Raw genomic sequence first — 10,527 nt, 5'->3', positions numbered from 1 at the left:
GGGCACCCGGGATCGGGGGAAGCCCCGGCGGGGCCCCATCCCGAGAGCGGAAGGAGACGACGTTGCCGTTCCGGTTGTCGTCCCGAGGGTCATCAGCCACGTGTTCTCCAGGGTTGACAGAGGGTGACCGGATGGGAGATCCTCGCGCGCCCGCGCGCCCGGGCGCCCACGCGCCCGCCTTGACCTCCCGAATCCGGTCCGCCTCGGGGTGATGATGATGGTGATGACGCTTACGCGCCGTTACTGCTGTCTTGGCGTCCGGCCCAGTTCTCCAGCGTCCGCGCAAGGTCGTTCCACAATTCCGGATTGGCCTTGCAGATCGCGCGGGCCCGGTCCCACCAGGCGTCGGCCCGGCCCGCGTCACCCCGCGCCTCCACCTGGCGGCGCTGTCGCTCCTCCCAGTGGGCGGCACGACGAGCTTCGCGGGCCTGGTCGATGGAGGGCACCTGCTGCACTGATCAGGCTCCCTTCCGGTCGAACAGGTCGTTCACGCCCCGGACCGTCCGGTCAGCGGCCGGACGGTCCGGGCTCTGACCTGCGGTTTCACTACCGTCCTCCTCACCTCCATCGGGCCGGGAGGTCATCGCGGCGGCCGTCTTGTGCATCGACTTGGCGGCGAAGGCGTTCACCTTGCCGCGCCGACCGGCCTTCACCTCGGCCTTCCTTGCCCGCTGAGCAGGCAGAGCGGCCACCTCGCGGACGTGGTCGGCGTACACGGTGCGCAGTGCCTCCGCAGCGTTTCCGGCGTCACGCGAGGCCTTGACCAGCTTGTTCCACTGCTTTTCGACCTTCCGGGCCCTCCAGCGGGCGGACCACTTGCGGTCGCCTTCGACGACCTGGGAGCGCAGGACCGCTTGGAACACCGCGCGACCTCCCTCGTACGTGCTGAGGTCGGCGTTGTGCTCGCGCTGCCGGTCCAGCGTCCAGCCGGTCAAGTGCTCCAGATTGAGCAGGGGCCGGAACTCGGCAGGCAACCTGTTCAGGACGTCGTTCATGTGCTCGATCTCGGGCACGGGTTGATCTCCTCTCGGGGAAGGGGGCCCGCCGACTTTCGGGGGCAGTGGCGGGCCCGGCCCGCGATGTACGGCGCCGCGCGGGTCAGCGAGCGGCGAGGTGCTTGGTGCGGTCCGCAGGGCTCAGGAGCCCTGCTTCGTCCAGCAGCCGTACGGCTCGGTCGCGGTTGCAGCTGAGCTTCGTACGGGCGGCGTTGACGGTGACGTAGCCGCTGTCCCCTGCGGGGAGGTCCCGCAGGATCTGAATCGCCTCGGCGTCCGTATGGACACCTCCCGTACGGCCTCCCGTGCGGGGCGAGGGCGTACGGGCCGTACGGGGCTTCGCCGTACGGTCCGGCGTACGGGCCGTACGGGCGGGTTCCGTACGGCCTGCCGTACGGGCGGGTTCCGTACGGGGTGCCGTACGGTCCGGCTCGCCCCGTACGGCTGACGGCTCGTCCGCCTCGGGGGCGGATCCGGCCGACGGCTTCTCGTCGTCGTGGTCGTCCTCAAGCAGACGGTGAACCCGCCAGACGATGGCGACCACCACGAGCACGGCGACGATGATCAGGTAGACGCTCGGGTGCTTCTCGCCGTCGACCACCGTCACGCCGGTGCCGGTCATGTCGGCCACGTGGTACGTGATGTTGGTGGCGGCCATCAGGCCGAGCGCGTACGGCACGTCCTTCCGCATCCGGAAGGCAGTGACCGCGTAGACGTCCAGGCCGAGCGGAAGGGCCCAGCCCGCGTCTCCTATCGGGGTGTCGCCGAGCCCGACCATCCGGGCGAACGCCCACTCGCCGGAGGCGGTCAGGACGATCACGGCCGCCAGTGCGACCCAGATGCTTCCCTGCTTGACGTACTCGCCACGGCTCCGGGTCCGCTTGAGACTCGCCGCCCGTTTCTCGGCGACGCGTCGGGCTTCGCGTGCGGCCTCCAGCTCCCGCTTGGCCTCCCGGAGCTTGTCGTCCGCCTCCTGGCGGACTCCGCCGGCGGCGGCCCGGGCCTCCTTCTCTGCCTGCTTGCGCAGTTCCTCGAACTCGGCCGCGAGTCGCTCCTGTTGTGCCTGCCGCGCCCGCTCGTGCTGTTCGCCGAGCTTGCGGAACTCGGTCTCGATCTCCGCCCGGGCGGCGTCTACCTCCGCCCGGTGCTCCGCGAGTTCGGCGTCGATCTCCGCCCGGCGCGCGGTCAGCTCCTCGTCCAGGTCGAGCCGCGCCGACCGGCGGGCCAGCTCCAGCTCCGAGTCGAGAGCCGCCCGGGCCGTCTTGATCTCCACCGCCTGATCCTGGGCTTCACCGAGAATTCGCGCGGCGTCGTCCAAGGCCTTGCGGTAGGCGGCCTCTGCCGAGGTTCGGCGCAGGTCCACCAAGGCGTTCGCCCGGTCCTCCGCCTCGGCGAGTACGACGCTCACCTGTTTCTCGGCATCGGCGAGCAGACCCTGGACCTGATCCTCGGCGTCCGCCATGGCCTCTTGGGTCTGGCGGGCCGCGTCGATCCGGGCATCGGCGCGGATGGTGTCCGCGTCGGCCTCGGCCCTGCGCAGTCGATCCCCGGCTTCCTCGGCGGCCTCCACCAGGACGCGTTTGGCGTCGGCGGCCGCCGTCCGGCGGATCTGCTGGACGCTGTCGTTGGCGGCCCGGATCAGCTCCGCCGCTTCCTGGGCTCCGGTCCACCGGGCACCGTCGATCACGTCGGCGGTGCGGTCACGGAGATCCGCAGCCAGGCTCTCGCCGTCTTCCCGCGCTCCCGGCTTCGGCGGCAGGGCCGCCGCCTTGGCCGGGCGGCGCGGCGTCGTCGTATTCCGGGTGTTGCGGGCGGGTGACTTACGGGCCGCCACACCAACCTCCTTTCATGCGGGTGGCCGCCTCCCGGCGGCCACCACGGCGTGCGGTCCGTCAGCCCCGTACGAGGCGAGCGGCCAGTCGGCCAACGAAGTTGGCCGACTGGGAGACCGAGTCGAAGACCCGGCCGACGTACTCGACCAGCGCGTGGTCACCGGCCCGCTTGCACGCGGACTCGACGTTCGAGCACCGGTCGTCCAGCAGGTCCATGACCGCGTTCAGCCGCTGCGAGACCTTGTTCTGCGCCGCCCACAGCAGCTCGGCGACGGCGTAGAACGGCATCGCCGCCGCGGTCCACATCAGCAGCGTCAGCCGCAGACGCAGCCGGGCCACCGGACCGGGGGCGTTCGCGACCATGAGCAGGTCGTAGAGGCGGTCGAACTTTTCGGCCGACCAGGTCTCCATCGGCCCGTGCTGCTCGCGGAAGTCCTTGACGGCCTTCTTCGGCCTGTTGAGTAGGGCGTTCATACGGTGACCACCTCTCCGCCCCAGACCAGGGCGACGAATCCGCTCTTGCCGTACGTGTGCTCGGACCGACGGTTGGCCTCATTCACCTTGCGGGCGAGTTCGGCCTGTTCGGCGGGGGTCACAGCAGGTTGGAGGGGTCGGCGACGGCGGTGCCGGTCAGCACGGCCAGTTCCTCGGCCGTCACCCACTCCTGCGGGATCAGCACCCGCAGGGTGACCGTCCCCTGGCACATCGAGCCGGTGACGACGAGTTTGCCGTCGGGCAGCTGGCCCGGGCGGGCGTCGTCGATCTCCTCCAGCAGCGTCGGCAGGACCTGCACCGCGTCCGCGGTGACCCTGATCGTGGCGACGATGCGCGAGGGCGCCACCTCGAAGGCGACGCTCACCCCGAGGCGGGCCAGGTTCTGGACCGACTCGAAGAGGGGGAAGACCTCGTTGACCGCTTCCTGAACGTCCTCGGCGATCCCCGTGGACGACAGGGGCAGGTCGGCGGGCATGATGGTCATGCGGATCAGCTCCTAGCTGGTAGATCCGTGGACCCCCGGCACATATGGCGTGTGGAGCGCCGTGTCGGGGGTCGCGCCGTACGGGGGACGGCGCGGTAGGCGAGCGGGGACTTGAACCCCTGTCTCCGGAGAGCCCGAACCAGTCGGGCACGCCCTTCATGACCTGGAGCTTTGGAGTGCCGCCGGGCGGCCCTCACATGGAGAGCGCCCGGCGACATCTGGCCCAATTACTCATCTTTGGCACGCTGTTGAGTTCTCAAGGAACGAGCGGCCAGCCAGCTTCAGCCTCGAAAGACCTGGTTCCGACACCGCCATCAAGCAGGTTCACGCAGGCCAGGAAGAGCAAGGCACACCCGCCCCAGCGACTTCCCTAGTTAACTGGGGAAGTTGAGTGAGACCGTAAGCCTTCACCAGGGAAGTCGTCAACAACCGCAGCTGGAAAGGATCCTGATCGCGCGTCATGAAAACTGGAGAACTAACTCTGACCTGGGAAAAGAGAAGTGAGCACGAAAGAGTTCAACCTGCGGGATAGCTTCACTAGGCAAGTCGGGTACTCTCTTCGGCATGACAAACCGTCAACCACAGAAGCGGATGGGGGCGAAAGACATCGCCGCTGTTCTGCGCGAGCGCATCGACACCGGCGTCATTGAGCGCCAACTACCGCCGACCCGCGCTCTGGTCGAGGAATTCGGGACGAGCGCAGAGACCGTGCGAGCAGCCATCGGCATCCTGCGTGCAGAGGGGCACGTGACCAGCCAGCAGGGCAAGGGCGTCTTCGTTCGCCGTGTCGAGCCGATCGAGTTCGCCATGCACAGGTTCGAGCGCGGTAGCCGTCGGGACGACGCCAAGAGCGGTATTGACGACTGGAAGGCGGCAATCCTTGAGCTGGGGCGCATCCCCAGCCAGGACACGCCCACGGTCAGCGTGGAACGCGCGCCGGCGGATGTCGCCGCAGAACTCGGCGTGAGTCCTGGGACCTTCGTTGTCGCCCGACGCCGGATCCGTCGCGTCGACGGCGAGCCCTTCCAGCTTGCCGACAGCTGGTTTCCGACTGAGGTCGCGTTCGAGACCCCGCTCATGGACGAGGAGGACGTCACCATGCCCGGGGGCATCCTGGCGAACATCAAGGACGGTCAGTACGCCCAGGCCCGCAAGGTCGACAAGCTGCGTGCCTGGACGCTGACCGCGGACCAGGCCGTGCGTCTCGGGTTGCAGACCGGCAGCACGGTGCCGGTCTTGCGCCATGTGCGAGTCGGCTACAACGCCGCCGAAATGGCTGTCCGTTGCATGGTGACCATTGCTCCCGGTGACCTCAACACGCTTGTCTACGAGATCGAGGACTGACCCCGTGCCGCAGCTCATCCGACCGGCAAGCCCCGACGACGCCGGTGCCCTCATGAAACTTCGCATCGAGGCAGAGGAGTGGCTCGCCAACGCAGGCATCGACCAGTGGCGCGCACCGGGGTTCCGGGACCGAGCCCTCGCGAAGTGGCAGGTCGACATCACCGAGGGGCGTACCTGGGTCGTTCCGGACGGCAACGGGGAGTTGCTTGGCACGGTCACTCTCGCTCGCCCTGACTTGGACTTCTGGGCGAAGGCTGACGAGCCGGATTCTGCGGTCTACGTCGCAAAGCTCATCACAGCTCGCGCAGCAGCCGGGCAGCAACTCGGCGGGCGCATGCTCGACTGGGCTGGGGCGGTGGCACGGAGCCAGCAACTGCCGTGGGTTCGGCTGGACGTGTGGCGCGGCAACACGAAGTTGCAGCGGTACTACCTGAACGAGGGGTTCGAGCACGTGCGCACCGAGGCGCCACCGCACCGCCTTTCAGGCTGGATGGCCCAACGCTCGTCCGCGGTCGTCCTGCACGCTGACGCCCCCCTGCGGGCAGCCGACACACCGGGTTTGACAAGCTGACCACACAGCGCGCCTCGGAGGAGGACAATGCGCGAGACGCACCCCCTCCCGGGACTCCTCGGGGAGGCGCTGCGTGGAGCGGTAGCCGATTGTGGTGGTCGGCGCCCACGCTGATCCGAGTAGCCGCAACAGCGGTGAAACCAACGGAACTAGGAAGGCACCACGGCATGAACAGCTCTCAGGAAGTCGCCGACCCGCCTCAGTCTCGACGGCAGGCCGCCAGCCCGAAACTGCGTTCAGCGCTTCACGGTCCGCGATGCAAGATCGGAGGATGGCCAGTCTTCCGCAGCGGGACCACCAGCGACTACCGCCTCGGATGTCCGCGACCGGCACGAGCCCCATAAAACGGCGATGGCCGCCCTGCCTGCCAGCAGAGCGGCCATCAAATCGACTCCCGCCTCCACAGCTTGAGTCGTAGGTCGGCGATGACGCCGGGGCCCGAGCCCTGCCAGGCCCGAGGTCACCACTCACAGGATAGAACGAGCAGCGGCCGGCACGCAGCAGCGTGCCTCAGGTCACTGTCTCTTTTCCGTCACTTGCCGGTCTGCGACTCCCCAAACCATGCAGGGGAGATCCCGCACGATGTTCCAGACCCACCCCACGACACGCAGCGTCGCGTCGCCGACTCGTTCGGTCGCGCCCGCTGCGGTCTCCGCCGCTGAGGCGGTGACCAAGTGAAGCGCCCGCAGAAGGCGTTGTCCGCCGCCGCTCCGCCGGACGGCGACGAGATGCTCGATTTCTCCGGCGACATCACGGACTACTGGTCGTACACCATGGTCCGCGACTACGTGATGCTGATGCCGGGGATGACGCACACCGCGTACCGGCTCTACAGCCTGTTGCGGTCGATGATGGTCGAGGCCTCCCGCCGACCGCGGAGCGGCATGCGGCGCATGACGATCGATCAGTTGTGCTGGCTACTGCCCGGCCCGAACGACAAGCCCATGTCGGTCAGCGCCATGTACGAGGTGCTGAAGACGCTGGAGACGCTCGACCTGGTCGTCCCCAAGGACTCGGTGGAGCTTGAGGGCATCACCAAGCTCAAGGGCAAGGAGCGGGCCGCCAAGGGCATCACCCGCGGCTTCACCGTCAACGACCTGCCGCCCGACGCCGTCCACACCGGTTGGCGCAACGCGTGGGACAAGCTGGACGCGTACCGGCCGGACTGGCGGGAGAACCCGCCCCCGCCGCCCACCCACCTCACCGAGGTCGAGACCGCCCCGAACGGCCAGACCATGGCCCGGGTGCGGCAGATCGACGCCGACGGCCAGCCGTTCCAGAAAACTGGAACGGCGCAGGTCGGGGCCGATGAGGACCCTTCATTCCAGAAAACTGGATCGGCATTCCAGATTTCTGGAACGTCAGACCAGTTTTCTGGAACGGATCTCCCCCTGACCAGCGAAAACGATCACCCTCTAAGAAGCTCTCTCGAAGAAGCCTCTCTCTCTCCCGCACCGGGTGCCCCATCGGACCCCGCCATCACAGCTGAGCAAGGGACGGGAGGAGAGGAGAACTCGGCTTCGCCGGAGAACGACACCACCCCCTTGGCTGCTGCCGAGGGGGTGGACACCCACGACGACGTGCGGGTGGCGGAGGCCTGGATCGAGGCTCGCGAGCGGCACGGGCACGGCGTGCCCGCCCGGGCGCGGGTGGCGATGGTCCGTGACGCGTCCAAGCTGCTCGCCGAGGGTGTGGACGCCGAGTACCTGGTTGCCGCTGCTGCCGACATGGGCAGCCGGGGGAACTGGTTCAGCCTGCCGCGCCACCTGGAGCGGTTTGTTGCGCCGAAGGCCTCGCTGCCCGGCCAGCGTCCCGCGCTGCCGGACTGGTGCGGGAAGTGCAACGACGGCATCGAGCCCGTCCAGCCCGGTCATCGCATGCGCGAGTCGGACGACGGTCGGCTGGTCAAGTGCGAGTGCCACCCCAGCTACGGCAAGACGCCGGTGCTGACCTAAGCCCTCCGCAGCACAGCGGCGGCAGGGGAGCCCCTGGTAAGGCCCCTGCCGCCGCGCGAATCACCACATGAGGAAGGGATTCACCCATGAGCGTACCCACCCAGCACGACGGCATCGAGGACGGCGGCGGCTCGCTGTTCGATGACACCCCGGAAGCCGCGGAGGCCGTGGCGTTCGAGCGCGTCCCGCCGCAAAGCCTGGAGGCCGAACAGTGCGCGCTCGGCGGCATGCTGCTGTCGAAGGACGCGATCGGCGACGTCACCGAGACTGGGATCACCGCCCCGGCGTACTACCGCCCGGTGCACGGCACGATCCATAACGCGATCGTGGACATGTACGGCAAGGGGGAGCCGGTCGACCCGATCACGGTCGCGGGCTATCTGACGAAGTCCGGCGACATCGACCGCGTCGGCGGCGCCTCCTACCTGCACACCCTGGTGCAGTTGGTGCCGACGGCGGCGCACGCCCAGCACTACGCCGAGATCGTGGTCGAGCGGTACAAGCTGCGGCGTCTGGTCGAGGCTGGCACCCGGATCGTGCAGATGGGCTACGCGGCCGAGGGCGATGTCGCCGACATCGTCAACGCGGCGCAGGCCGAGATGCAGTCGGCGGCCCAGCTCGGCGCCGGCGGCGGGCTGGAGCGGGTCGCGACCGTGGACGACATGCTGGAGGAGTACCTCGTCAGCATGGACGCGCCGCCGCCCGAGCGCCTGCCGCTGCCGTACGCCGACCTTCAGGCCATGCTTCCGATGGAGCCCGGCGACCTGGTGGTGATTGCGGCCCGTCCGGCGATCGGCAAGTCGGTGGTGCTGCTCGACATCGCCCGGCACGTGGCGATCGAGCACGGCATCCAGGTGCTGATGTCGTCCATGGAGATGAGCCACTCGCAGCTGATGGAGCGGATCATCGCGGCCGAGGCGCGCGTTCCGCTGAACCGGGTCAAGGACCGCGAGTACCAGAACGACGACCGGCAGCGGATCTACGATGCGGCTCAGCGGATCGGCAATTCGCCGCTGGTGGTGGACGACGGTCCGGCAGCGACCATCGTCCGGCTCCGTTCGCGGCTGCGCTGGCTTCAGGCACAGGGCAAGCTCCCGGGCCTCCTGGTGGTGGACTACCTCCAGATCATGAAGGCCTCCGGCAAGGGCGGGCAGAACCGCACCGGTGAGGTGGATGAGATCGCCCGTGGTCTGAAGGAACTGGCCGGCGAGTTCAGGATCAGGGTCATCACGGCGGCCCAGCTCAACCGGGAGGTCGAGAAGCGCGAGGACAAGAAGCCGATGATGGCCGACCTGCGCGAGTCGGGGTCCATCGAGGCCGAGGCCAACGCCGTGATCCTGCTGCACCGGCCCGACGCGTACGACAAGGAGCACGAGCGGGCGGGCGAGATGGACTTGATCATCGGCAAGAACAGGCAGGGACCGACGGGCACCGTCACCGTCGCCTTCCAGGGGCACTATGCGCGCGCCCGTGACCTCGGTACGGGCTTCTGACCTGCGGAAAGAGGAATCCGACATGATCGCCACCGAAGTGAAGAACAGGTTCGTCACCGAGACCCGAGCCCAGCATATCGCCGATCGCTGGAACGCGGTCTACCCCGCGATGCGAAGCATCCTGGACGACGTGATCAAGGCTCAGCGCGGCGCCGAACGGCCCACGGTCGATGTCGCCCGCCTGGAGAGGGTCCGCCGTGAGATGGGGCAGCAGGACCGGGGCACCTTCAAGGCCTGCACCCGCAGCCCGGGCGCCTTCAGCGTCTCCCACGCGTTCAGCCAGGTGCGCAGGGTGGTGACCGTGACGTCGATCGGCCATCCGGACGCCGGCGCGATCCTCCGGCTGTGCGCCGAGCTGGCCGACGCGGTCGCCGAGGCGGCGGTCGCCAGCCGGGCCGAGTGGGAGGCAGAGCGAGCTGCGGTTCCCGCACAGCCGGTCGACGGCGGCCACCGGGACGGGGCAGACTCGGAGCAGACCGAAAGGGGCGTCACGCGATGACCGCACAGCCGATCCACCCGCACGAGCCGGAGCGGGTGGCGCGCAACGCCGAGGGCATCGCGGCCGCGCTGTCCGGCGAGCGCCGTATGGAGTTCTACCGCGAGCTGCTGGCCGCCGCCCCCGAGGAGGCCGAAGGCGTCCTTCGGCGCTGGTGGTGCGAGGCGATGCTCGACACCGACCCGGTCGGGGACCGGCTCACCGCGTCCGCGCTGGACGGGACGTTGCCGACGACCGCGGTCGCCGACCTCGTTGCCCGTCGCCGCGAGGCGGGTCTGCCCGTTGAGTGAGCCGTACGACGACGAACCGCAGGGCCTGCCGTGCGTGTTGTCGGAGGAGGTCACCTCACTCCTCCTGGACAAGGCCTTGCCCCTGGACGTGTTCGGCTCAATCATGGCCGCGACCGTCGTGATCAACGAGACCCGGGGCGAAGTGCCGGGCAGCACCGCGTCGGCGAAGTGGCCCGAGCAGCGGCGAATGCCGCTCGGCGCGGACGGCTCGCTCGGCATCGCCGAGTACGTCATCGTCGCCGACGCCGACCCGCCGCACATCGTCCTCACCCGCATCCAGCTCTACTGACCCGCCCGACACCGGGGCCCGGCGAGACACCCACCGTCTCGCCGGGCCCCTTCCCCGTTTCCCGCCGCACCGCGCGGAGTAGAGCCACGGCACCGGCGGGCCCGCGTCCCGGAGGATCGAGCACCCCGCCGACTGATTCACCTCTTAAGAGGTGAGTTGGTGGCGCGAGTGGGCACGCATCGTGCGGATTCAGGCAGCGGGGGTTCCACCCCCACACCCCCGGACCCTCCACAGAGGGGAGGGGGCGCCGCTTTTGGCTTGCGGTGCGTGGATGGTTGGGGGT

The 10,527-nt window shown here is 68.9% G+C and carries 13 protein-coding genes; 7 read left to right on the top strand and 6 right to left on the bottom strand.

Annotation, left to right across the window (positions count from 1 at the left end):
• Nucleotides 1-230: 230 nt before the first annotated feature.
• From G6048_RS43450 to G6048_RS43430, 6 genes are all read right to left on the bottom strand, one after another.
• Nucleotides 231-455, bottom strand: a complete 225-nt coding sequence (locus tag G6048_RS43450) for a hypothetical protein (RefSeq protein WP_206342857.1) — start codon at nt 453-455, stop codon at nt 231-233.
• Between the two features lie 3 nt (nt 456-458).
• The gene (locus G6048_RS43445; RefSeq protein ID WP_328828704.1) at nt 459-1,013 is read right to left on the bottom strand and encodes a hypothetical protein; all 555 of its coding nucleotides are present in this window, start codon (nt 1,011-1,013) and stop codon (nt 459-461) included.
• Between the two features lie 85 nt (nt 1,014-1,098).
• Nucleotides 1,099-2,829, bottom strand: coding sequence for an FUSC family protein (locus G6048_RS43440; protein ID WP_165345128.1), 1,731 nt, complete (start codon nt 2,827-2,829; stop codon nt 1,099-1,101).
• A gap of 58 nt (nt 2,830-2,887) precedes the next feature.
• On the bottom strand, nt 2,888-3,301 hold the full coding sequence (locus tag G6048_RS43435) for a hypothetical protein (protein WP_165345127.1): 414 nt from the start codon (nt 3,299-3,301) through the stop codon (nt 2,888-2,890).
• The gene (locus G6048_RS51220; RefSeq protein WP_268979387.1) at nt 3,298-3,423 is read right to left on the bottom strand and encodes a hypothetical protein; all 126 of its coding nucleotides are present in this window, start codon (nt 3,421-3,423) and stop codon (nt 3,298-3,300) included. Before G6048_RS51220 ends, G6048_RS43435 begins: the two co-directional genes overlap by 4 nt.
• The gene (locus G6048_RS43430) at nt 3,420-3,806 is read right to left on the bottom strand and encodes a hypothetical protein (RefSeq protein ID WP_165345126.1); all 387 of its coding nucleotides are present in this window, start codon (nt 3,804-3,806) and stop codon (nt 3,420-3,422) included. Before G6048_RS43430 ends, G6048_RS51220 begins: the two co-directional genes overlap by 4 nt.
• Nucleotides 3,807-4,397: 591 nt before the next feature.
• Between G6048_RS43430 and G6048_RS43425 the strand changes: the two genes are divergently transcribed.
• From G6048_RS43425 to G6048_RS43395, 7 genes are all read left to right on the top strand, one after another.
• The gene (locus tag G6048_RS43425; protein WP_165345125.1) at nt 4,398-5,150 is read left to right on the top strand and encodes a GntR family transcriptional regulator; all 753 of its coding nucleotides are present in this window, start codon (nt 4,398-4,400) and stop codon (nt 5,148-5,150) included.
• Between the two features lie 52 nt (nt 5,151-5,202).
• Nucleotides 5,203-5,721 carry a GNAT family N-acetyltransferase gene (locus G6048_RS43420; protein WP_165345124.1) on the top strand — a complete coding sequence of 173 codons (519 nt, stop codon included), beginning with the start codon at nt 5,203-5,205 and terminating at the stop codon, nt 5,719-5,721.
• Between the two features lie 674 nt (nt 5,722-6,395).
• A complete protein-coding gene (locus tag G6048_RS43415; RefSeq protein WP_165345123.1) occupies nt 6,396-7,676 on the top strand; it encodes a hypothetical protein in 1,281 nt (426 codons plus the stop codon).
• Between the two features lie 86 nt (nt 7,677-7,762).
• Nucleotides 7,763-9,169, top strand: coding sequence for a replicative DNA helicase (locus tag G6048_RS43410; RefSeq protein ID WP_165345122.1), 1,407 nt, complete (start codon nt 7,763-7,765; stop codon nt 9,167-9,169).
• A 22-nt stretch (nt 9,170-9,191) separates the two neighbouring features.
• The gene (locus G6048_RS43405) at nt 9,192-9,668 is read left to right on the top strand and encodes a hypothetical protein (protein WP_165345121.1); all 477 of its coding nucleotides are present in this window, start codon (nt 9,192-9,194) and stop codon (nt 9,666-9,668) included.
• A complete protein-coding gene (locus G6048_RS43400) occupies nt 9,665-9,955 on the top strand; it encodes a hypothetical protein (RefSeq protein ID WP_165345120.1) in 291 nt (96 codons plus the stop codon). The genes G6048_RS43405 and G6048_RS43400 overlap by 4 nt, the downstream gene beginning before the upstream one ends.
• Nucleotides 9,948-10,244 carry a hypothetical protein gene (locus G6048_RS43395; protein WP_165345119.1) on the top strand — a complete coding sequence of 99 codons (297 nt, stop codon included), beginning with the start codon at nt 9,948-9,950 and terminating at the stop codon, nt 10,242-10,244. The genes G6048_RS43400 and G6048_RS43395 overlap by 8 nt, the downstream gene beginning before the upstream one ends.
• The last annotated feature ends 283 nt before the right edge of the window (nt 10,245-10,527 follow it).

This window comes from Streptomyces ureilyticus (assembly GCF_011045025.1).
Taxonomy (GTDB): Bacteria; Actinomycetota; Actinomycetes; order Streptomycetales; family Streptomycetaceae; genus Streptomyces; species Streptomyces ureilyticus.
The sequence above is the reverse complement of the archived record's forward strand: the minus strand, read 5'-3'. Positions and strand labels throughout refer to the sequence as shown.

Coding starts and splice junctions, on each gene's coding strand:
- G6048_RS43435 (WP_165345127.1), bottom strand. CDS start 3,301: ATGAACGCCCTACTCAACAGGCCGAAGAAGGCCGTCAAGGACTTCCGC.
- G6048_RS43430 (WP_165345126.1), bottom strand. CDS start 3,806: ATGACCATCATGCCCGCCGACCTGCCCCTGTCGTCCACGGGGATCGCC.
- G6048_RS43425 (WP_165345125.1), top strand. CDS start 4,398: ATGGGGGCGAAAGACATCGCCGCTGTTCTGCGCGAGCGCATCGACACC.
- G6048_RS43420 (WP_165345124.1), top strand. CDS start 5,203: ATGAAACTTCGCATCGAGGCAGAGGAGTGGCTCGCCAACGCAGGCATC.
- G6048_RS43410 (WP_165345122.1), top strand. CDS start 7,763: ATGAGCGTACCCACCCAGCACGACGGCATCGAGGACGGCGGCGGCTCG.
- G6048_RS43405 (WP_165345121.1), top strand. CDS start 9,192: ATGATCGCCACCGAAGTGAAGAACAGGTTCGTCACCGAGACCCGAGCC.
- G6048_RS43400 (WP_165345120.1), top strand. CDS start 9,665: ATGACCGCACAGCCGATCCACCCGCACGAGCCGGAGCGGGTGGCGCGC.